This window comes from Companilactobacillus huachuanensis (genome assembly GCF_005404815.1).
Classification (GTDB): domain Bacteria; phylum Bacillota; class Bacilli; order Lactobacillales; family Lactobacillaceae; genus Companilactobacillus; species Companilactobacillus huachuanensis.
In genome coordinates this window covers 126658-150309 of the sequence record NZ_BJDF01000004.1, presented here as the reverse complement: position 1 = coordinate 150309, position 23652 = coordinate 126658, and the positions used below count along the sequence as shown (strand labels likewise).

Annotated in this window: 18 protein-coding genes and 3 tRNA genes; 20 read left to right on the top strand and 1 reads right to left on the bottom strand. The window is 36.6% G+C overall.

Features of this window, described 5'->3' with window-relative positions; genetic code table 11:
• The first annotated feature begins 62 nt into the window (after window positions 1-62).
• The 8 genes from FFM71_RS03735 (at window position 63) to FFM71_RS03700 (ending at window position 11074) form a co-directional block, all read left to right on the top strand.
• Window positions 63-2600: a YfhO family protein gene (locus tag FFM71_RS03735; protein ID WP_137610848.1), complete on the top strand. Its 2538-nt coding sequence runs from the start codon at window positions 63-65 to the stop codon at window positions 2598-2600.
• Window positions 2601-2708: 108 nt separating this feature from the next.
• Window positions 2709-4217: a glycerol kinase GlpK gene (gene glpK / locus FFM71_RS03730; protein WP_137610864.1), complete on the top strand. Its 1509-nt coding sequence runs from the start codon at window positions 2709-2711 to the stop codon at window positions 4215-4217.
• A gap of 39 nt (window positions 4218-4256) precedes the next feature.
• Window positions 4257-5759, top strand: coding sequence for a glycerol kinase GlpK (glpK, locus tag FFM71_RS03725; RefSeq protein ID WP_137610847.1), 1503 nt, complete (start codon window positions 4257-4259; stop codon window positions 5757-5759).
• Between the two features lie 144 nt (window positions 5760-5903).
• Window positions 5904-7379 carry a peptide MFS transporter gene (locus FFM71_RS03720; RefSeq protein ID WP_137610846.1) on the top strand — a complete coding sequence of 492 codons (1476 nt, stop codon included), beginning with the start codon at window positions 5904-5906 and terminating at the stop codon, window positions 7377-7379.
• Between the two features lie 700 nt (window positions 7380-8079).
• Window positions 8080-8162 (top strand) — tRNA-Tyr (locus FFM71_RS03715).
• Between the two features lie 5 nt (window positions 8163-8167).
• Window positions 8168-8239, top strand: a tRNA-Gln gene (locus FFM71_RS03710).
• A gap of 133 nt (window positions 8240-8372) precedes the next feature.
• A complete protein-coding gene (locus tag FFM71_RS03705) occupies window positions 8373-9074 on the top strand; it encodes a GntR family transcriptional regulator (RefSeq protein ID WP_137610863.1) in 702 nt (233 codons plus the stop codon).
• A 605-nt stretch (window positions 9075-9679) separates the two neighbouring features.
• On the top strand, window positions 9680-11074 hold the full coding sequence (locus FFM71_RS03700; RefSeq protein WP_137610845.1) for an O-antigen ligase family protein: 1395 nt from the start codon (window positions 9680-9682) through the stop codon (window positions 11072-11074).
• A gap of 321 nt (window positions 11075-11395) precedes the next feature.
• Here the strand turns inward: FFM71_RS03700 and FFM71_RS03695 are convergent, their stop codons facing one another.
• Window positions 11396-12124 (bottom strand): WecB/TagA/CpsF family glycosyltransferase, encoded by a 729-nt coding sequence (locus FFM71_RS03695; RefSeq protein WP_137610844.1) that lies wholly within the window; start codon window positions 12122-12124, stop codon window positions 11396-11398.
• 58 nt (window positions 12125-12182) lie between these two features.
• On the opposite strand from FFM71_RS03695, the gene FFM71_RS03690 reads away from it, so the two are divergent.
• The 12 genes from FFM71_RS03690 to FFM71_RS03635 all read left to right on the top strand — a co-directional run bounded on the left by FFM71_RS03690 (window position 12183) and on the right by FFM71_RS03635 (window position 23280).
• Window positions 12183-13259, top strand: coding sequence for a glycosyltransferase (locus FFM71_RS03690; RefSeq protein ID WP_137610843.1), 1077 nt, complete (start codon window positions 12183-12185; stop codon window positions 13257-13259).
• Between the two features lie 72 nt (window positions 13260-13331).
• Window positions 13332-14807, top strand: coding sequence for a nicotinate phosphoribosyltransferase (locus tag FFM71_RS03685; RefSeq protein ID WP_137610842.1), 1476 nt, complete (start codon window positions 13332-13334; stop codon window positions 14805-14807).
• Between the two features lie 2 nt (window positions 14808-14809).
• Window positions 14810-15628 (top strand): NAD(+) synthase, encoded by an 819-nt coding sequence (nadE, locus tag FFM71_RS03680; protein ID WP_137610841.1) that lies wholly within the window; start codon window positions 14810-14812, stop codon window positions 15626-15628.
• 107 nt (window positions 15629-15735) lie between these two features.
• Window positions 15736-16929, top strand: coding sequence for an aminotransferase class I/II-fold pyridoxal phosphate-dependent enzyme (locus FFM71_RS03675; RefSeq protein ID WP_223876473.1), 1194 nt, complete (start codon window positions 15736-15738; stop codon window positions 16927-16929).
• A 1-nt stretch (window position 16930) separates the two neighbouring features.
• A complete protein-coding gene (locus FFM71_RS03670; RefSeq protein ID WP_137610840.1) occupies window positions 16931-18382 on the top strand; it encodes a glycosyltransferase family protein in 1452 nt (483 codons plus the stop codon).
• On the top strand, window positions 18375-19355 hold the full coding sequence (locus FFM71_RS03665) for a glycosyltransferase family 2 protein (RefSeq protein ID WP_137610839.1): 981 nt from the start codon (window positions 18375-18377) through the stop codon (window positions 19353-19355). Before FFM71_RS03670 ends, FFM71_RS03665 begins: the two co-directional genes overlap by 8 nt.
• A gap of 5 nt (window positions 19356-19360) precedes the next feature.
• A complete protein-coding gene (locus FFM71_RS03660; RefSeq protein ID WP_137610838.1) occupies window positions 19361-19795 on the top strand; it encodes a hypothetical protein in 435 nt (144 codons plus the stop codon).
• On the top strand, window positions 19795-20259 hold the full coding sequence (locus FFM71_RS03655; RefSeq protein WP_137610837.1) for a SprT family protein: 465 nt from the start codon (window positions 19795-19797) through the stop codon (window positions 20257-20259). Before FFM71_RS03660 ends, FFM71_RS03655 begins: the two co-directional genes overlap by 1 nt.
• Window positions 20260-20295: 36 nt before the next feature.
• Window positions 20296-20381: transfer RNA gene (locus tag FFM71_RS03650), tRNA-Leu, on the top strand.
• Between the two features lie 533 nt (window positions 20382-20914).
• Window positions 20915-21748 (top strand): helix-turn-helix domain-containing protein, encoded by an 834-nt coding sequence (locus FFM71_RS03645; protein WP_223876472.1) that lies wholly within the window; start codon window positions 20915-20917, stop codon window positions 21746-21748.
• A 135-nt stretch (window positions 21749-21883) separates the two neighbouring features.
• Window positions 21884-22384: an SLAP domain-containing protein gene (locus FFM71_RS03640; RefSeq protein WP_137610835.1), complete on the top strand. Its 501-nt coding sequence runs from the start codon at window positions 21884-21886 to the stop codon at window positions 22382-22384.
• A 368-nt stretch (window positions 22385-22752) separates the two neighbouring features.
• Window positions 22753-23280, top strand: coding sequence for an SLAP domain-containing protein (locus FFM71_RS03635; RefSeq protein ID WP_137610834.1), 528 nt, complete (start codon window positions 22753-22755; stop codon window positions 23278-23280).
• Window positions 23281-23652 lie beyond the last annotated feature (372 nt).

Sequence of the window (23652 nt, the reverse complement as noted above, 5' to 3'; positions counted from 1 at the left end):
TAAGAATAAAAAATAATAATACTTTAGCCGGAGGCGGCATCTTTAAAGGAGAATCTAATATCATGTCGAAACGTCGAGTTCTTTACTATCTCGGAGCGTTTTTCATTAATTTTGTTATTATTTCAATTACCTTTGCCTATGTAGGCTTGGTTCCTTTTGGTAACAATAATTTTTTAAGTAGTGATCTAGGAACTCAATATTTGGCTTTTCTGACTGAATTACGACGACAATTGGTAACGGGAAATCCACATCTCTATTTATTCAGTCAATCCTTAGGAGATAATTTTTTCCCGGTTATTAGTTATTATTTGCTGTCGCCGTTTAATTTGTTACTAATTTTATTCAGCCCTAAGGGAATTCCTGCAGCCGCAAATATTATTATTATGTTGAAAATTTCAGCTATGGGAGTTTCGATGGCCTACTTTTTGAAATCTTATTTTCAGAAAATATCGGTAGCAAATTATATATTCACCATTGCCTATAGCTTTTGCGGGTTCGTAGCTTCTTATTTTTACGATTTAATGTGGCTGGATGCTTTGATAATGCTGCCGTTAGTGGCTATTGGTGTCATTCGTGTTATCGAGAAACAACAGTATGTGTTTTACTATTTTTCGATTCTTCTAGCAATCATTTTTAACTATTATTTAGGATATATGTTATGTATCTTTTCAGTTTGTTTCTTCATTTACATTGGTCTGGAAAACGGACTCTTTCAAGCACGCAACAAATGGCGGATTATTAGAAATTATTTGACTACTTCAGTTTTGGCGGGGCTGAGTTCAGCAGTTGTCCTGGTACCAACATTAGTAGGAATGCTGAAAACTGCTAAAACGTCTTTCAGTGTTTTAAATTATTTGCCATCGGCTCGTTTTGGATTGGAAGCATTGACGCAATTAGGAATTGGTGGCAATACTTTTAATCAACGACTAGAGCATGGACCATCAGTTTTTATGACTTCAACGATTTTGATTTTATTACTGGCATTTTTCTTGAGTGATCGAATCTCAAATCGGGATAAGTGGTACTCAACGTTATTATTGGGAACACTGTTGATCAGCATGTTTGTTACGACATTCAACACTGTGTGGCACATGTTCCAAAATCCAGCCGGTTTTCCATTTAGAAATAGTTTTATTTTCACATTTGTCTGTATTTTTATTGCTTATAAGGCTTTTGATGCAGGCGTTTTTGATGATATTAGTACCGTCATAAAGAGTACCTGTTTAGCGGGGATTTTGCTCTGTATTGGGTATTCGACTGAATGGCTGTTACCACGAATTATTGAAAAATTAGGTTTTGGCACACCGAATAATGATTATGATGGACGCTATTTTTGGCTGAGTATCGTTTCTATTATTATTTCAGGCACAATACTTCTGGCTTTGCACAGCAATAAAAAGTTTTTGACGCTAGTTATTTTGATGGTTTCGTTTGAAGTTATTGCCAATTTCACTTCAGTTATGAGTACAGCCGGATTTGGAAATCAGTTAGTTTATCGAGAGGAGTTTGCTAAAGAAGATTCGATTTTGAAAAATGTCAAAGATCGCAGTCATCTGGGGCACCGAATCATTGTTTCAAAATCCGGTCTGAACAAGGCTTTTCCGGAAAAATACAATAATTATAATGATCCGATCCTTTTCAATATTAATGGTGTCAGTCTGTACAGTTCTACGTTGAACCAAAATACTTTGGAAATGATGCACAACTTAGGTTATTACAGTATCAACGTGCGCCGTATCAGTTATTTTGGTGGGACTAATTTAACAAATGCCTTACTTGGGGTCTATTATCGGATTCATCAGTGGGACAACCATTATCAGGTTGAGGAAAATTACAATGCTCCAACGTTAGGCTTCTTAGTCAATTCAAATGTCTATGGCTTTAAAATGTATTCTAAGCGAGCTTTGGATAACCAAGATCGACTCTGGCAAGCTTTGAACGGGAACAGTTATGAGTATTTGAAAAATGCATTGCTGACGAGTATGCAACAGAAAAATGTGAAGAATAAAACTATGTATACGTATCAGTTGGTGACTAGAGCTAGCGGACCTATGTACTTTTACGTATCGCCGATGAATTATTCCACAGCAAAAATTTATGTCAATGGCAAGCGAGTTGATACGGAACCGATTAACGTTTATAAGGCAGCCACTTTACGTTTAGGTCACTTCAAGAAAAATGAGAAGGTTCAAGTAAAAATTTTGACTGACAAGTCGCTAGATTTAAATCCGGAGTATTTCCAATCTTTGGATCAAAAGGCGTTTTTACAGTCATTGCACAAATTCCGGGACAATTCTTTGAAAATTACCTCCGATTTGAATCATGACACTGTTCGAGGAACAATTAATGTGCCAAAAGATTCACCACTGTTATTAAGTATTCCATACGACAATGGCTGGAACGCTTATGTTGACGGCAAAAAAGTAAGGATTCATAAAGTTGTCGATAATTTAATGGCTGTCAACCTCAAAAAGGGACAACATAAAGTTGTTTTAAATTATCAAGTTCCAGGTTTAAAGTTAGGCTGGGTTGTTTCAGCTATTTCGATTATTCTGTTTATTGGATTCTATTATTTAATAAAAGATAAAAATAAGGACTAAAAAATAATCTAAACACCAAAATATTGAAAAAATATCGATATTTGTTTGCAATATTAGACAAATGTTATAATATTTTGGTATTAAACGTTTACATAATGAGGTGAAATGATGTCTAGTGAATATATTATGGCAATTGATGAAGGTACTACGAGTACCCGAGCAATAATTTTTGACCAAAAAGGCACAAAGATAGCTGATGCCCAACGCGAATTTACGCAACATTTTCCACAACCTGGTTGGGTTGAACATGATGCTAACGAGATTTGGAATGCGGTACAATCGACTATCGCCAGTGTCTTTATTGAATCTGGCATTAAACCGAAACAAATTAAGGGTATCGGAATAACAAATCAACGCGAGACAACGATTATCTGGGATAAGAAAACTGGACTGCCAATTTACAATGCAATCGTTTGGCAAAGTCGTCAAACTTCTGAAATTGCAGCTAAGTTGGAAAAAGATGGTTATGGTCAGATGATTCATGAGAAAACGGGTCTCTTGATTGATCCATACTTCTCAGCCACTAAGATTCGTTGGATTCTGGACCATGTTGACGGAGCTCAAGAACGTGCTGAAAAAGGTGAATTAATTTTTGGTACGATTGACACTTGGCTACTTTGGAAACTCTCTGGTGGAGCCGCTCATGTAACTGATTACTCTAATGCCAGTCGAACAATGTTATTTAATATCCATGATTTAAAGTGGGATGAAGATATTTTAAAGGCACTTAATATTCCCAAGGTAATGCTGCCTGAAGTTCGTCCTAATTCAGAAGTTTATGCTACAACAAAAGGCTATCACTTCTACGGCTCAGAGGTTCCAATTGCTGGTATGATCGGTGACCAACAAGCAGCATTGTTCGGTCAAATGGCCTTTGAACCTGGAATGGTTAAGAACACTTATGGAACTGGTGCTTTCATGGTTATGAACACTGGTGAAGTGCCGCAGTTATCAGATAATAATCTTTTAACGACAATTGGTTATGGTATCAATGGCAAGGTTTACTATGCCTTGGAAGGTAGTATTTTCGTTGCTGGTTCAGCGATTCAGTGGTTGCGAGACGCCATGCATTTAGTTGATTCCGCTCCAGAGTCAGAAGAGGCTGCTCTAGCTTCGAATGATGATGATGAAGTCTATGTTGTTCCAGCCTTTACCGGATTGGGCGCACCATATTGGGATGCCGATGCTCGTGGAGCGGTCTTTGGATTGACTCGAGGAACAACAAAGGATGATTTTATTAAAGCCACTTTACAGTCATTGGCATATCAGTCACGTGATGTTTTGGAAACAATGAAACGTGATACTGGCATTGATATTCCAACTTTGAAAGTTGATGGTGGGGCTGCAAATAATAGATATTTGATGCAATTCCAAGCTGACATTTTACAAACTCCAGTTCAAAGAGCTAATGATTTGGAAACAACTGCTCTTGGTGCAGCATTTTTAGCTGGACTAGCGGTAGGGTATTGGGATAACCTAGATGATATTAAGAAACAATATGCAACTGGTGCAACATTTGAACCGGAAATGGATGTCAAACGTGCTGATTATCTTTACGCTGGTTGGAAAGATGCAGTCAGTGCAACAAGAACATTCAAGCATAAAGCTAGAAATTAAAAGGCGAGTTTCGCCTTTTTTTGCGTGTAGGAGTAAGTTATGGAAAAAGAATATATTTTAGCAATTGATGAGGGAACTACGACTGCCCGAGCAATCATTTTTGATCACAGTGGAAAAAAGGTATCTGTTGCCAGACATCCAATTGAACAAATTTTACCTAACCCAGGTTGGGTCGAACATGATCCTAATGCCTTATGGAATGCCGTCCAAACTTCAATTGCGACAGTGTTGATTGATTCAGGCATTAAGCCTGCTCAGATCAAAGCGATTGGAATTGCCAGTCAGCGTGAAACAACGATTGTTTGGGATAAGAAGACTGGGATACCCATTTATAACGCTATTGTTTGGCAGAGTCGTCAAACCGCTAATTTAACAAATGAAGTGATTAAGGCTGGCTATAAGGATGAAATTCATCAAAAAACTGGTTTGATCATCAGCCCATATTTTTCTGCCACCAAAATACGTTGGATTTTAGATCATGTTGATGGGGCCCAAGAACGTGCTGAAAATGGCGAATTGCTCTTTGGAACAGTCAATACGTGGTTATTGTGGAAATTAACTGATGGTGAGAGTTTTGCAACTGATTGTGCCAATGCTAGTCGAACGATGCTTTACAACATCAATACCTTAGAGTGGGATGATGAATTATTAAAATTTTTTAATATTCCGAAGATAATGTTGCCTGAAGTTAAATCAAACTCAGAAATCTTTGGTGTAACGAAAAATTATCAATTCTATGGTTCTGAAATTCCTATTTCTGGTATGACTGGTTCACAACAAGCGTCATTATTTGGTCAGATGGCCTTTGAAAGAGGGATGGTCAAGAATACTTATGGAACCGGTGCCTTTGCGGTCATGAATACTGGCGATAAACCTGCAATGTCAGATAATAATTTGTTGACGACGATCGCTTACGATGTCAATGGACAAGTTAAATATGCTCTAGAGGGCAGTGTTTTTGTTGCTGGAGCAGCGTTACAGTGGCTACGTGACGATATGCGAATGATCAACAGTACACCTGAAACTTCTGATGACGCTAAATCTTCAACAAGTAAGGATGAAGTCTATGTTGTCCCAGCTTTTGCCGGGTTAGGTGCGCCATATTGGGATAATGAAGCCCATGGAACGATATTTGGGATTACACGTGGAACAACTGACAAAGATTTTGTTAAAGCAACGCTACAGGCAATTGCCTATCAAACTAAAGATATTATCGAAACAATGAGTTCTGATTCTAAGATTCCAATTGAAGTTTTAAAGGTTGATGGAGCCGCATCTGCTAACGATTATTTGATGCAGTTTCAGGCTGATATTTTAGGAATTCAACTCCAAAGATCATCTGAATTAGAGACGACTTCCTTAGGGGTCGCTTTTATGGCTGGCTTAGGTGTTGGTTTTTGGAAAGATTTAGATGATATCAAACAAAATTACGAAACCGGTAAACTTTATCAAGCAGATATGGATGATTCAGTTCGTCAAGATCTCTATGCTGGTTGGAAAGACGCTGTTAAGGCAACTATGGCATTTAAACATCGTAGATAAAAATAAGAGTCTATATTAAAGGGCTCTTATTTTTTTTTGCTGGTATATAAGGATTTGTAGTGTTTTTATTAAAAATACTTTGACACATAGATTTTGAAAGTTTAATATTAATACATCATTGTGTAATGTGAGGAGAATTTTTTAATGGACGAGAAAAAAGATCGAGGTTTCTTCGGACAACCGACAGGCTTGCGTACATTATTCCTAACTGAATTTTGGGAAAGATTCAGTTACTACGGTATGCGTGCCATTTTACTTTTCTATATGTACTATGCAGTAACTAAGGGTGGTCTAGGGATGGACCGTACTACTGCTGCTTCTGTTATGTCAATCTATGGTTCACTTGTTTATATGTCAAGTGTTCTAGGTGGATTTATCAGTGATAGACTTTTGGGAGCCAGAAGAACAGTCTTCTGGGGTGGTGTGTTGATCATGTTTGGTCACATCGTCTTATCGCTTCCAATTGGTGAAACAGGATTGTTCCTATCTATTGGACTAATTGTTATTGGTACTGGACTTTTGAAACCAAACGTATCCGAAATGGTTGGTGGATTATATACAGAGGGAGATCCAAGACGTGATTCCGGATTCAGTATTTATGTCATGGGTATCAACTTGGGTTCACTATTTGCTCCACAAGCTGTTAACAGTATGAGTAATGCCTTTAATTTCCACGCTGGTTTCTCATTAGCTGCTATCGGTATGTTTATTGGTTTGATCGTTTACTGGTGGGATGGACGTAAGTACTTGCCAGAATCAAGTTTACACGCTCCAGATCCAATTACGGATGCAGAACGTGGCAGATTTATTAAACGAGTTTCAATTGCAGTTGTAGCAATTGTTATTATTGTTGTGGCATTGATTTTTGCACGTGCCTTTACAATTGACAACGTTATAATGATTATCAGTATCTTGGGTATCGGTTTGCCTGTTGGTTACTTCATCATGATGCTAACAAGCAAGAAAGTTACTAAAGTTGAAAGATCACGTGTTTTTGCGTATATTCCATTGTTCATTGCTGCTATGATCTTCTGGGCAATTGAAGAACAAGGTTCAGTTGTTTTGGCATTATTTGCCGCAGAACAAACACAATTGAACTTTGCTGGATTACATTTATCAGCACCACAATTCCAAATGCTTAATCCATTCTTTATCATTATCTATACACCATTCTTTGCGTGGTTATGGATTAAATTAGGTAAGCGTCAACCATCATCACCATCTAAATTCTGGATGGGATTAGTGGCCACAGCCATTTCATATTTCGTCTTGCTAATTCCTTTAGCAGGATTAAATGTTGGTGGCAAGATCAGTCCACTTTGGTTAGTTCTCAGTTGGGGAATCATTGAAATTGGTGAAATGTTGATCTCGCCAGTTGGTTTGTCAGCAACAACTAAACTTGCTCCTAAGGCCTTTTCTGGTCAAATGATGAGTATGTGGTTCTTGGCTGATTCAGCTGGACAAGCCGCTAATGCTCAAATTGTTAAGTTATTTGTTCCTGGAGATCCTAAGAATGAAATGATGTTCTTTGGAATTACAGGTATCGTTACATTAGTTGCAGCCGTATTGTTGATTCTTTGTGTTCCATGGATTAAAAAGATGATGCAAGGTGTAAATTAAAAAAATTATAAAGATTGTAGACTTTTTTAAGTCTGCGGTCTTTTTTTGTTGGGGGTAGCTAAAGGTTGAAAGTTTAGGTAAGTATGTCGTATGCCGTTTCCAGAGCTGAGAGTATTCATTTGCTGCGCGGAACGGCCCGAGCCAGAAAGCGGTCTCGAACCTCGGTTGAAGCCTCGCAAAAACCGCGAGTCTTCAACACGCCCGGTGGTGTAATTGCTGAAGCAATAACGCCACTTTCGCTGCAAATGAATACTCTCAGCTCTTCCAACTAGTTTATTTTTTAATTGCAGGAATAAATAAAATGAAAACTGGCTGCTTATTTTAATAAATTTGTTCTATGCTTGTGACAACAATGGTTATATTCGTTTTTCACTTTTCAATCTTTAGTTGAGGTAAGAGTTGAACATCTCCAGGTCTGAGAATATTTAACTGCTATGCGAATAAATCCGAGTTTGAGAAGCGGTCTCGAATCTCAGTGGTGTAATTGTTAACTCACAACAAGTAAATATTCTCAGGCCTTCCGACTAATTTATGATTAACACATGGTGTTAGATACTGATCTGTGGGTATAAAATGAGTTTCTTATCGTGGTATTCAGTGGAAGAATGTATAGTAAATAAAAAAAATTAAAAAATTACTTGAAATGAACTTGGATTTTCGGTAGTATTATTAAGTCGAATGAGACATGTGTTAAACACATGGAGGGGTAGCGAAGTCTGGCTAAACGCGGCGGACTGTAAATCCGCTCCTTCGGGTTCGGTGGTTCGAATCCACTCCCCTCCATTAATTGGGTTATAGCCAAGCGGTAAGGCAACAGGTTTTGATCCTGTCATGCGCTGGTTCGAATCCAGCTAACCCAATAAACTGTAAAAGGCAAAATTCATACGTTGAATTTTGCCTTTTTATTTTTTCTAAGTTTTTAGACCAATTCTTAATTTTCTAAAGAAATACGGTATAATTAACAGAAGTAATGCTCGTAAAGGAGTCCATATGATGAAGGTACCAGTATATATACAAATTCATAACGAAATTAGAAAAGAAATTGAATCTGGCAAGTGGGCTGTTGGGGAACGTATCCCATCAGAGAGACAGCTTTCTCAAGATTTTGATGTTAGTCGAATGACATTACGGCAAGCGATTCAAACACTTGTTGATGAGGGAATCTTACAACGTCAAGTTGGGTCAGGTACTTATGTTGCCAGTAGCAAGGTTCAGGAAAAAATGTCCGGAACAACCAGTTTTACTGAGATTACTGAGAGTCAGGGTAAGAAACCTTCAAGTAAAACCGTGTCCTACCATGTAGCAGATCCGTCAATCAGTGAAATTGAAAAATTAAAACTTAAAAATGGTGATCAAGTATTACGGATGGAAAGAATTCGTTATGCTGATAAACAGCCAATTTGTTTTGAAGTAGCAACTATTCCAATTGTTATCGTCAATAGTTTAAATAAAAAGGACATTACGTCTTCACTTTATAAAGCACTTGAAGATAAAGCTGGGTTAAAATTAGGTGATGCAACGCAAACTGTGTCAGCTATTCTTGCTTCAGAAAAAATCGCCAACTTTTTAAACGTCAAACGTGGTTCAGCTGTTTTGCGAGTTCGCCAAGTAACGACGTTGGATGATGAGCGTCCATTCGAATATGTACGTTCACAATATGCCGGTGACCGTTTTGAGTTTTACTTAGAAAGATAGTAACCTTTTAGTAAGTATGCCGTAGGCCGTTTCCAGAGCTGAGAGTATTCAATTGCTGCGCGGAACGGCCCGAGCCTGGGAAGCGGTCTCGGACCTCGGTTGAAGCCTCGCAAAAACCGCGAGTCTTCAACATGCCCGGTGGTGTAATTGCTGAAGCAATAACGCCACTTTCGCTGCAAATGAATACTCTCAGCTCTTCCAACTAGTTTATTTTTCACCTTTCAACCTTTAGATAATAACTTAAAAATTTTGCCGTCTCTGGAAGCCTGCAACTGGTGTACATGTCTTATGATGTGAGGTAAGTGAAACTTCAGAATGTTTTTGGTATTATAGTACTAATAATTTTGATGAGGAACTTGTTTTCTAATGGTCATTTAATCCGTAAGTAATCAAATGATTAAAACAGGCTATTCTTGAACTTCAACTCATTATCAAGTAACGAATAATTTAGCTGTAGGTTGCCAGAGAATTCACCAGCAGTGAACAAATATCCAAAATAAAAAACAGGTTTCAAACTTTAATTGAGATAATTAATTTCTTTAAAAATCGATTTAGGGTAAGATGTAACCTGATATGTTTTTTAAATTTTTAACTGGGAGTCACTTATGCAAAGCTTTATAAAAAAGTACAGTATCTTCTTGATGCTATATATTGTTTTTCAACCTGTATTAGATGCTGTTACCGGACTGATGGCTCAAGCACATATTAATATAACCTTTGGGATATTGATTCGAATGGCTGTTATGGCTGTTACGGCGTTTTATATCCTAATATTCCTGATATTAAATCGGGATAATAAACAAGGGTTTCGAGTCATTTGCTATTTCGTGATTTTGGGAATAGTTTCGATAATCAGTTTAATTGTTAATTACAAACAAAAAGTTTTATTTATTCCATCACTAGAAATAACAACGTTAGCTAAAAGTTTGTATTATCCAGTCATGTTGCTGGGGTACTTTTATGCGTTTGAAGAATTAGCGGAAGATCGAATTATCAACCGTTATTTCCCTAAAGTGATTTTTTATGCCATTAATATTATCAGTATTATCATGATTGTGGCCCACTTTACAAACACAAGTTTCAGCTCATATGCTTATTATAAATTAGGTGAAAGTGGTTGGTTCTACGCTGCTAATGAGTTGAGTGCTATCGTTTCAATTGCCTTTCCAATTATGGTTTGGTATGCCTTGAATAAAGTTGACAAATGGTCGAGAGTCTACTATTGGTTAACAATCGTTTTGGCAATCTATTCAGCTTTATTGATAGGGACAAAAGGTTCATTGTTAGCAATTCTCTTTGGTATATGTATGGCGATTTTGACTGCAGTAATTCACTTCATTCGAGAAAAAGGTAATCGTAAGTTTAACGCCGGTATCGTGGCTTTATTAGTCATAACACTTGGTGGAGTATTTGCGGCTTACCCAGCCATGGCAGTTTCAAGAACTGCTGAATTGCACAATGATATGATTAAGTATAAAAAGAAACAAGCTAAGACAAAAAAGGGTATTACTAAAGACCAGAGAAAGTATGTGGAAACTAATAAGACTGTTTCATACTTACTAAGTGGTCGGACAGTCTATTTCGAAAACGCTTCTCACAATTATGCCAAGGCAACCCCAGCGCAAAAAGTATTTGGTATGGGATATGCAACTAGTTTTAAGAGTGAGAAGAAAGCCAAATTGGTAGAAATGGACTACATTGATATCTTCTTCCAATTCGGTATTTTAGGAACCATTGTCTATTTAGCACCATTGCTATATTGCTTGATATATCTTATCGGTGCGTTCGTGATGAAGTTCAAGTACATGTGGTCGTTTAAGTGGGCTATGTTAGTATCCAGTGTAGCGTTGGGATTCGGAATGGCGTTGATGACAGGACACGTTATCGAAGCACCTTCAGTAAGTATTTATTTCGTTTCGATTTTAGGCTATGCGATGTTAAATGCGAGAATCTTTATAAGAAGTGGTCAAAATCCAGAGACAATAGATGTCGAAGATTAGAGAGCGTAGACAGGGCGGTTTAGAAAAAGAGAGTGGAGCAGGCCCGGGAATTTCCGAGCATTTTCGTAGATAAGTGAATTGCACGCCGTTCTTGCGTGTGATTTACTTATCTATGAAAAGCGGAAGAAATTGGCCTGCGGAACTCGTTTTAGAGTCACTGCATATATATACAAAAAAAGATTGTAATCCAACGAATGAAAAATTCGGATTACAATCTTTTTTAATTTTTAGGTTAGTTTGATAAATACACTTCAACGAGAAAAAACAAATTTTAACAAGAGCATTTAGTCGGAATATGTCTCATCTCTGGATACGGCATAATTAAAGACGATTTTTCTTTTCTTTATTAATTAAATTCATATATCGAGGAATTGCCAACATTCGACCAAAACGAGTAGGCTCCTTAACCAAACGGTAGAACCACTCCAGATTCAATTTCTGAATAATTTTAGGAGCTCGCTTTTTAGTGCCGGAGAAAACGTCGAAACTTCCACCGACGCCGATCCAAATAGCATCAGCTGTATTACGATATTTATTGATGAAAATTTCTTGCTTCGGGGAACCTAGGGCAACGAAAACGATGTTAGGTTGCTTTTCAGCAATTTCAGCAACGATATCTGCGTCATTTTTGAAATAACCATCATGATACCCAACTAAATCAACCTGCGGATAATCTTTTTTGATTTTTTCAGCACTGGCCTGAATTACTTCTGGTTTGGCACCAAGCAAATAAACTTTTGAAAATTTGCGGTTAGCCGCTTCAACTAAATATTGTAAAGTATCGAACCCTGTAATGCGTTCGTGGAGAGGAGTTCCAAGACTCTTGGCTCCTTTGATTACTCCGATGCCATCAGGAATGACGTAATCAGCATTATTGACAATTTCTGAAAAGTTGGTATCTTTTCTAGCAGAAAGAACAATTTCAGGATTAGGTGTTACGATGAACTTGTTTGCTTTTATATCTAGATCATCATCTAAGTATTTATGAAATTGTTTTGTAGTGAAATTATCAAACTCTGTACCTAAAATATTTACTCTATTTTTGTGCATGGCGTTCTCCTTTAATGTATTATTATACACGAGAAAGATTAATTTGAGAGGTGTCTTAATGAGGGTTTTACATATTAATGCCGGCAATGAAGACGGTGGAGCTCGTACATATATTGTTAACCTGATGAAAGGTCAAAAGTTAACTGGCGAAAAGAGTACTTTATTAACTTTTCAAGAAGGTCCAGTTTCGAAGATGGCGCGTGAAAATGGTCTAAGTGTATCGGTAATGAAACAGAAACAACGTTTTGATCTATCGATTCTAAAGCCATTAACAAACTATATTAATAATAATCACTTCGATATTGTGCATACACATGGACCACGTGCTAACTATATCGTGTCTTTGATCAGAAAGAAAATCAATGCTAAATGGGTCATAACTGTCCATTCTGACCCTCGTATTGATTTTTCAGGTCTCAAAGGTAAAGTTATGCTTAAGTTGAATTTACACGCTCTAAAAAGCGCAGATTCGCTTTTCTATATGAATCCAGACTTGGAAGAATATTTCGAAGCATTGAAAATCAGATCTAGCAAAACGTTTGAGGTTTTCAATGCCATTGATTTTACTGGTATCAATCCACGCTTTAATCGTCAATCAACGTTTAGTTTGTTGGAGGTAGCACGTTTGGTGGATGTCAAAAATCATCGTTTGTTACTTGAAGCTTTGAGTAAAGTTAAGTTCAATTATCGTTTGACACTAGTTGGCGATGGTCCATTGATGGATGATTTGCGTAAATTAGTTCAAGAGTTAGGTATTAAGGACAAAGTTGAATTCGTTGGTTTCCGTGAAAACACGGGTGATTATTATCAAGAATGTGACGTTTCCGTACTAACTTCTAAGTCAGAAAGTTTACCTACGGTATATCTTGAATCGGCTGCTTATGGAAAGCCAGTAATTGCTACAAATGTCGGTGCTACCGATAAAGTTATCAACTCTGACACTGGTTGGTTAGTCGATTCTGGAGATGAAAAAGGGTTGATCTCGGCATTGAATGACGCACACTCAATGTGGCGTGATGGCAACCTTGATCAAAAAGGTTTGGCACTTTATCAAGAGGTTCGAGATAACTATTCAATCGAAGAATTAGCACATAAAGTAAATGATGGATACGAAGCGACTTTAAATGCGGATTAATGTAAAATATATGATGTTATAGAGATTGATTTCAAAAATCTCTAGCCTCTAATATAAATTTATAAGGGAGTTATGATGACTCAATTTCAAAATGAAGATTTAACTTTGCATACAGATTATTATGAATTAAATATGATGTATACATACTGGAAGAAGGGTTTGCACAACCGTCGGGCTGTTTTTGAAGTTTACTTCAGAAGTTTGCCTTTCGACAATGGTTTTGCCGTTTTTGCAGGACTAGAACATGTCGTTAATTATCTTAAAAATTTAAGCTTTTCAGATTCAGATATCGATTACTTGCGTGAATACGGGGAATTCGATGAGGAATTTTTACGTTGGCTAAAAGATATGCAATTCAGTTGTACAGTTCGGTCAGCCTTTGAAGGTGACTTGGTTTTCAATGAAGAACCAATTTTACAAGTTGAAGGTCCATTGGCACAATGCCAACTGATTGAAACTGCTATTTTGAATATGGTGAACTTCCAAACTTTGATTGCTACTAAGGCTGCTCGAATCAAAACTGTCTGCGGTGATGATCCAGTTATGGAATTTGGTTCACGCCGTGCTCAAGAAGTCGATGCTGCTATTTGGGGTACTAGAGCCGCATATATTGCTGGATTTGATGCTACAAGTAATGTTTTGGCCGGGAAATTGTTTGGCATTCCAATCTCAGGAACACATGCTCACGCCTTGGTACAAACATATCGTAACGAATATGATGCTTTCAAAGCTTATGCCACAACTCATAAGAATTGTGTTTTCCTAGTTGATACTTATGATACTTTGAAGAGTGGTGTGCCTAGTGCAATTAAGGTTGCCCGTGAGATGGGTGACAAAATCAACTTTGAAGGTGTCAGAATTGATTCTGGTGATATGGCCTATATTTCTAAGCGTGTTAGAAAACAATTGGACGAAGCCGGTTTTCCAAATGCCAAGATATACGCTTCCAATGATTTGGATGAAAAGACCGTTTTAAACTTGAAGATGCAAGATGCTAAAATTGACGTCTGGGGTATTGGTACAAAGGTTATAACAGCCTTTGATCAACCAGCTTTAGGTGCTGTTTATAAATTGGTAAGTATTGAGGATTCCAAAGGCAACATGATGGATACTTTGAAACTTTCAAGTAATGCAGCTAAGATTTCCACACCTGGTAAAAAGCAAGTTTGGCGAATTACTAATAACGAAAAGAATGATAAATCTGAAGGTGACTATGTTACTTTCTGGAATGAAGATCCAAGAGAGCACAGTTCACTTTATATGTTCCATCCACAATACACTTACATCAATAAGACAGTGGAAGATTTCCAAGCTAAGCCATTGTTGCATGAGATTTTTACAAATGGAAAATTAGTTTATGATTTGCCAAATGTTAAAGAGATCCGAAAGTATTGCGCTGATAACCTCGATTCACTTTGGGATGAATACAAACGTATTTTGAATCCTCAAGTCTATCCTGTTGATTTATCTTCAAAACTATATAGTCATAAGATGAAGTATATTGAGAAGATTAGAAATGATGTAAACAACATTAGATTAGGTGACTAAAAATGAGACCATTGCAAAAAGAAATTATTGAATTTGAAAAGACTAAGCCAGAGATTGATCCTGAAGTTGAAATTAGACGTTCAGTGGACTTTCTCAAAAATTATCTAACAACACACAGTTTCTTAAAAACACTTGTACTAGGTATCTCTGGTGGACAAGATTCGACTTTGGCCGGTAGACTGTCAGAAATTGCTATGACTGAATTACGTGTGGAAACCGGTGATGCAGCATATCAATTTATCGCTGTTCGGTTGCCTTATGGTGAACAAGCTGACGAATCTGATTGTATGCAAGCTATTGAATGGATGCAGGCTGATAAAGTTGTTCGGGTCAACATCAAGGATAGTGTTGATGCAATGGTGAAAGCTGTTGAAAGTAATGATTTAACTATTTCTGATTTTAATAAAGGCAATATCAAGGCTAGAACTAGAATGATCGCACAATATGCGATTGCTGGTGATAATCAAGGTGTTGTTGTCGGAACTGACCATGCAGCCGAAAACATAACTGGATTTTATACAAAATTTGGTGATGGCGCTGCAGATGTAACGCCGTTATTCCGTTTGGATAAACGTCAAGGCAAGGCCATGTTAGCCAAACTTGACGCTCCCAAGAATCTTTATGAGAAAACTCCAACAGCTGATTTGGAGGAGGACCGTCCTAGCTTGCCAGATGAAAAGGCTTTAGGTGTGTCTTATAAAGATATTGATGATTATCTTGAAGGTAGAGACATTTCAGACGAAAGTGCCGAGATTATTGAAAATTGGTATAGAAAGACAGCCCATAAACGACGCTCTCCATATACTGTTTTTGACGATTAGTATAGTTAATTTCATAATTGGACATTCAGATTTTTTGAATGTCTTTTTTTTTAAGAAATAACGTATGTTAGAATGAGAGTGTAATCTTCTAAAAGAGGTGTATAACAGTGAAAAGTGATTTAATCTCCCTAATGAAACCATCCGTTGTCGCAATTAAACAACAGGATATTTTTAAGTTCAATGCGCGGGCCAAGAAAATACCAGGAGCTGTTAATATGACCGTTGGCGAACCCAACTTTCATACTCCTGAGCACATCAAACAGGCTGCAATTAGAGCCATTGAAGATGACCACACGCATTACACAGTCCCCGAAGGTAACCATGATCTTTTGATTGCCGTTGCAAACTATTTGCACGATAAGTATGATCTAAATTATGATCCAGAAACACAGATCGTAGCTACTACAGGTGTAACTGAAGGTGTATTTTCAGCCTTCAATGCAATCTTGCAAGATGGCGACGAGGTTTTGATACCATCACCAGCATTTACCATCTATGGTCCAGATGCTGATTTTAATGGGGCTTCACCGGTTTACTTGGATACATCAAAGACTGACTTTAAGGTCACTCCTGATGTATTAGCAGAGGTTTTGAGAACGAATCCACGTATCAAGATCTTTTTACTCAACTTTCCAAGTAATCCAACGGGGGTTAGTTATACTGAGGATGAATTACGTGCCTTAGCAGATATTTTAAAAGAACACGATATTTTCGTTATTAGTGACGAAATATATAGTGAATTAACTTATAACTTTAAACACGTCTCATTTGGCAATATTTTGCCTGAACAGATGCTTTTATTGAATGGACTATCAAAGTCACATGCAATGACAGGCTGGCGCTTCGGGGTCGTTTGTGGACCTGCAGAGGTCATTTCACAGATCAATAAGATCCATGAATTGGCAACTACTTCAATCACATCGATCACCCAATATGCGGCCTTGGAAGCATATACAAATGGCTACGATGATCCCAAAGCAATGCAAGTACAATATCAAGCAAGACGTGATGCATTGTACGCTGGTTTGCATGACATGGGATTTGAGTGCCCAACACCAGACGGGGCCTTTTACTTATTTGCAAAAATTCCCGAAGAGTATAACCAAGATGACGTTAAATTTGCCAACGACTTATTGGAAGAAGAACATTTAGCAATTCTTCCCGGAAGTTTCTTTGGTATCGGTGGTGAGGGTCACTTGCGTTTCAGCTATGCTGCAAGCATGGATAGCATTAACAAGTGCATCACGAAACTACAGAGTTTCTTGGTACGCCATAAAAAATTAGCAAACATAGAGGGATAGAATGCTAAGTAAATATCAAGGCGTTATTAGTAAGATCATTATTGTGTGCCTAGCAATCTTTACGACCGTTGTATTGATTCAGATGGGACATTTTCTGACAGTTAATTATTTAAAAGTTGAACCAGTATTAACAGTACTGGTTTTTCTTTGTGCAATTATTTTTGTCGGTGGGGTCGGATTTTTCTTGTATCGTATTCGTGATGATGATCCCAATTTGAACCGACTAATTTTAATCAGTCTCTTATTGATTTTTGCCATTGTGGCAATCATTTGGCTACGATTAGTGCCACAGACTCAAGTTAGTGATTTCAAGGCTTTCTGGAGAACCGCTCCAAAAGCACTAGAGGGCAAGCCTATTTATAAGTATGACAACGACTACTTTGCTAAATGGGCCTATCAAACTGGGTTCTTGGCTTACGTTATGACGGTGGTAAAAATTTTTGGTCACAAAATCATTGCGATTCAGCTGTTGAATGTTTTATATCAAGTTTTGATTTTGTTGATGTCGTATATTTTGGCAATGCAACTGTTTAAAAGCGTCAGCGTCGCACGGTTAACAGTCTTTATTTTAATGATCGACTTGGACTGGTTTGCTTTGAATAGTCAGACTGATAATCAGTATTTGGGGATGTTACTGTTTTTAGTAACATTCTATCTAATTATGAAAAATCAGTATTGGAGTTATGTTCTGGCTGGTATAACACTAGCTTTTGGTAGTATCGTGAGGCCCATTGGACCGGTTATTATCGCCGGGATTGTTGTCTATGCAATTTTGTATCTATTTATTCAAAACAACCAGTTAAATTGGTCAGGGTTGGTAAAAATTCTAATTACTTTGGTCATTTATCAAGTGATATTCTCTGCTGCTGGTTTGGCAATTAAGAGTTCCGGGTTAAATGAGTATGGACTGACTAACCGGGATTCTGAATGGAAATTTGTAGTGGGACTGGATGCTAACTCTAATGGGTCATACGATCAAGGGATGGTTAATCGCTTTAACTTGAAGGATAGCCGTGCCAAAATGAGTGTTCAGGAACATCAAATAATTACTGAAAATATTTCCAACTTAAACTCGACGAATGGGTGGTTGAAATTGTTCTGGAATAAGAACGAGACACTTTGGTCTAGCCGTTCGACCACAATTGACTTTACGGGATTTGAGACAAGACATTCACCCAAAATAAGCAATATGGCCAAGTTGTTAGGTTATATGGGTACCGTTATGTTAATAATTTTGTCTTGGATCGGCTCTTTAAAGCTATGGAATAATAAAAATAAAAAAACATTCTTATTAGTACTACCACTGATGGCCTACGCTGTCGTACAATTGTTAATTGAAGTGCAAGGCAGATATCGACTTGAATTTTTGCCTATTATCGCTATCTTAGGCGGTTTAGGACTATTTACCATTTGTGAATGGATGAAATCAAAGTGGGGGAAAATGAATGTCTGATGTATTTAAATTGAGCATTGTAGTACCTTGTTATAACGAGGAAGATGTACTGCACGAAACTACCAAGGAATTGACAGCAATCGTTAAAGGATTGATAGATGAAAAGAAAATCTCTGAGACAAGTAAAATTGTTTTTGTTGATGATGGTAGTAAAGATAAGACTTGGCAATTAATTGATGAATTTTCGAAAAATCATAACGTCGTTACAGGAGTTAAACTTAGCAGAAACTTTGGTCACCAAGGGGCATTGTTAGCCGGAGTTACTAGTGCCTCCCAAGATTCCGATGCCGTTATAACGATAGATGCTGATTTGCAAGATGATGTTAATGCGATTCCCAAGATGGTAGATGAGTATCTTAATGGTGCGGAAGTTGTCTATGGTGTGAGAAATAATCGCGATACTGATACCGCTTTTAAACGAAGTACGGCCGAAATGTTTTATAAATTTATGGGCTTTTTGGGTGTCAAGTTAGTACCAGATTCAGCCGATTACCGTTTGATGAGCCAGCGTGCCTGTCAGGTGTTGCTTAGCTACCGTGAGCGGAATTTGTTTTTACGAGGGATCGTACCATTAGTTGGGTTCAAATCAGCTAAGGTATATTATGCTAGAAAAGAACGTTTTGCTGGCGAATCCAAGTACCCACTCCGTAAAATGATCAAATTTGCAATCGATGGGGTGACGTCATTTTCCATCGTGCCAATTAAGCTAATTATGGGGTTGGGATTCTTCATCGTTTTCTTTAGCTTTGTATTATTGATTTACAGTTTTATTCGGAAAATCAATGGCGATGTAATCCCCGGCTGGTCGTCATTAATGATATCCATATGGGCACTCGGTGGTGTACAATTAATTAGTATTAGTGTCATCGGTGAATATGTTGGAAAAATCTTTAGCGAAGTTAAACAACGCCCAAGATTTACGATTGAAAGAGATATTTATACTGAAAAGACACAAGAAGAAAATAAGAGGTAATTATTATGAATGCCGCACAAAAAAGAGCTATGCAATACGGTCAATTAATTAACAATACTGTTCAAGCAATTCAAGAAGAACAAGATAAGCTGAATCCAGAATATGAAAAAATTCGTGAAGCATTAGATCGTAGCAAAGTTGATAAGATCGACGATGTTGAATACAGTAAGATTCAAAAAGATTTTGCTACTGGAACTAAGAACTATCAAGAAGCTCTAACTAAGCTTGAAAAGGGTAAGGCTCCTGCCAGATTGATGGGAACACATATTTCACTAGTTTCTGCTTTTAAGAAATATGTTGAAGGTTGCGGTGAAATGACTGCCAGTATTAGTGATGACAAACAGGTTGACCGTCACGCTTTTGATGAATCTGAAAAGAAGCAAGATGAATATATGGATAAATTCTCTAAATTGATTCAAAAGTTGACAGATTTAGCATAATGAATAATCAAGATCTAACCGAGTTAATCAAAAAGGTTTCCCAAGAATATTTTGGGAAGCCTTTTATTCATCAAGCTTGTTTCAATAGTCGGTTGAAGACGACCGGTGGGAGATTTCATTTGAATGATCGTCATATTGATATCAATCCTAAGATTTATGAGCAATTCGGATATGATACTTTGGTGGGGGTCATTAAGCATGAGTTGTGCCACTATCATTTGTATAACGATGGTTTACCAGCACAACATCGAGATCGGACATTTAAAATCTTATTACAACAAGTTGGTGGCCTGAGATATTCACCGATTCAGAGTAGTGTCAAAGAGAAAACTTATCATATTTATGAATGCAACAACTGTCATCATATCTATCGGCGCGTAAGAAAAATGAATACACAGAGGTATGTCTGCGGCATTTGTCGTGGAAAATTGAAATATATCAAAGATGTTAAAATTTCGGCTTGAAATAATTTTTGATTATGTGTATAGTAGAACGTGCATGCGGGTATGGCGGAACTGGCAGACGCGCAAGACTAAGGATCTTGTGGAGAGTTTTCTCCGTGGAAGTTCGAATCTTCTTACCCGCATCATCAAAACAGCTGAACGATTTTGTTCAGCTGTTTTTTATTGTCTTCAGATACTTCAGTAAATATTCCCAATTGCTTGAAAGCAATCTAATTAAATACATAAAATTAGTGCCACTCAAATTATTGGAATATTTATTAAATGTTTTGGCGTATCTTGAACTTTTGAGAGTTATTATTTTTGATGGTTATCTTAGACAATATGGAAGGTTGTCAGAGAGTAGGCATAACATCTTTGCAGTTAGTGTAGGGGGACAGGACGAATAAATAGAGAGTAGATACTATTGAAGAATAATTTTAAAGTAGGTTTATTTATGAATTTGATGGAACAAAATTTATTCGATTTAAAATCTGTTTTTTTATAGTTTTAAGGTAAATTAGGCTATTTAATACAAAAAAAATTGTGCAAATGCTCCTATTTGAAAGGTATATTTATTTAATTGGATTAATTATTGGTTACAACGGTATATATATATTTGTTGGGTGGTATAGTATTATTGATAAATATCATAATGATAGATGGGAGTGTGTTGCCATTGTTTCTTGGATCTATTATTTATAATAAAAGACGAGAAATGAGTTTGACGCAAATTGAGTTAGCAAACGATATTTGTACTCAAAATACGATAAGTAAGATTGAAAAGCACAATATAGCACCGACGGTTAACATTCTAATCAAAATTTGTCTGAAATTAGGTTTAACACTGAATGATGTCTTCAGTGATTTCTCCAATGAATCTTCAGTCAAAGAGGTTAGTGTTTTGGATGCCATTGAGCGAGATGTTTTACTTGAGAAGGTTTCCGATATCGACGAAAGAATGTCATCATTAGAAGGAAAATTAAACGATAATGACATGAAGCAATATGAATTGATTAGTGGTGTGATGGATTATTTGAATCAAAATTATGATGTTTCATTATTTGATTTGGATAAGGTTTTACAATATACCAAAACTGCTGAGGATGATATTTACACCTTGTTAGCATATTTGTTCAAAGGTTTAAATTATTTAGGACAAAATCATAACGATCGTGCTCAGTATTACTTCAAAATGATTACTACTTCAGTCGATGAAGTATCTCAAATCTCAAATGCCAGTGATTTGGAAATTCTCTTTATTTGTAAGACACTTGCTGAATCATACAATCGAATGGAATTATATAAGAGGTCATATGATTTCAGTCGTTGTGGATTGAATATTGCTCAAACAAAACATGTTTCTTACTTTTTGGATGAACTCAACTATCAAGCAGCTTATGCAATTAAGGATGACCATGACGAAAAGCAAGCTTATCAAGATTACTATAATTTAGCTCTGTACTTGGCTAGAGCAAATAAGAACAAATCATTACTCGCCAAAATGCGTTAATACAAGCAAAAAAATCATCGATCTATATAGATTGATGATTTTTTTTATAAATATATGAGTAAGCTATAACATTGTTGCACTTGTTTAAACATATTATAATTTGGTTAGTCTAAGGAGACTAAGGAAGCATGTAATTTGAAAAGAAAGGTTATAGTGGTGTTTTTTACAATTCTACTAGGAATAGGTTTTTCATTTTTGCCAATCCAAAGTGTCAAGGCTGAGTCCGTAACTAGCGGATACTATGTTGATGTAAGCGCACATTCCGCGGAAATGTATAATTCTGCAGGTGTTGCCTTAGGAAAATCTGAACCAGAGAATAGTTGTTGGTATCTTGGGAGAACCGCAACTATTGATGGCAAAGATTATTACCAAATTGGAACCGATGAATATTTAAGTTCCAGTGATAGTTACATGTATCGTGATAGACCTGAAGTTATTAGAGTTGAGACCGATGAAGATGTTCCTGTTTATAACCACAGCTTTGTTGAAAGCTCAAACGTAGCTTTGGCCCCAGGTACTTATTGGTATTCAGATCGTGTGATCACCACTCAAGATGGAATGCCATTTGTACGTGTTTCTACAGATGAATATGTAGGTATGTGGAATGTGATTCAACAATCGTTTACTGAGAGATAATACTAGTTTTTAAAAAGGGCTATCCATTTTATTTTTTTTGGAGAACTCTTTTTTTATGCTCTAGAAATAAATGTTTACAAAAGTAGATAGGTCAAGGTATTATACCGCTTTCGTAATATAAGTATATTAATTATATAAAAATTTTTATAAGGCAATATATCATTATTTACACAAATATGTTGAAATAATTGCCGTTTCCTTGTACTATAAGGGTGCTTATAAAAATGCCGAACTTGTATAAGCAAATGTGTGAATTATAAAAAAATCTTTTTTTGTATATCAAACTCAATTTTTGTGTACACTATTTTTCTGCCAAAAAATAGTGTATCGGGGATTAAATAAAAAAATATATGTCGAGGTAATTAACTATGAAGAAAACTATTTTACTACTAGCCTGTGCGCTTTTGAGTACTGGTAGTGCAGTCGCCACTGCCGCCAGTTCTGTTACAAATGTCAACGCTCAGTCCGTTACTCAAAAGGGGAATTATGCTCAAGTAAGTAGCGAAGAAGCTCAACTTTATGATCAAAACGGTAATAAAACAGACGTTGCTTTGGGCAAGGACAGTACTTGGCAGGTAGCCAAGACACAAAGCATTAATGGATCGAATTATTACCAAGTTTCATCCAATGGATATCTAAGCTCAAAGGATAGTTTTGCATACAAAAACCGTCGAATGATTATTAAAGTTCAATCACTCGACGGTGCAGATAAAGATGTAAATGTTTACGATCATAATTTAGTACAGAGAAATGATGTTAAACTTGCAGCCGATACTAAATGGGCTACAGATACTGAAATCAATTACTCTAATGGTGTACCATTTTTACGTGTTGCCCCTGATCAGTACGTTGCCATGTACGATGTTGTGGAACAATCATTTAGTGCTACTATCTAATTTAAATTTAATGTGTGTGAATTACTATCTATAGGATATCTTCGGTATGCCGACCGTTGATATCTTTTTTTGTATATATATCAATCTTCGTGTACACTGCCAAATGTGCTCTAAGAATTTATCTAATATATATGAGGTCATTCCTTAATACAAACAGTAGTGTACTATCATTTAGGTTTAATTTTGATTCAGTTTTTGTAAGAACTGTTTTCCAAAAGTGGAATAAAATCTATGGACGTTATAAATCCATAGATTTTTTTGTTTTTAAATAGAGTCCAAATTATACTTATTTGAAAATTGGTATGGTGACAATGTGAATAGTCTCTCGTGGCTATGATAAAGGATTCACCATGCAATAATTGTAACACACAA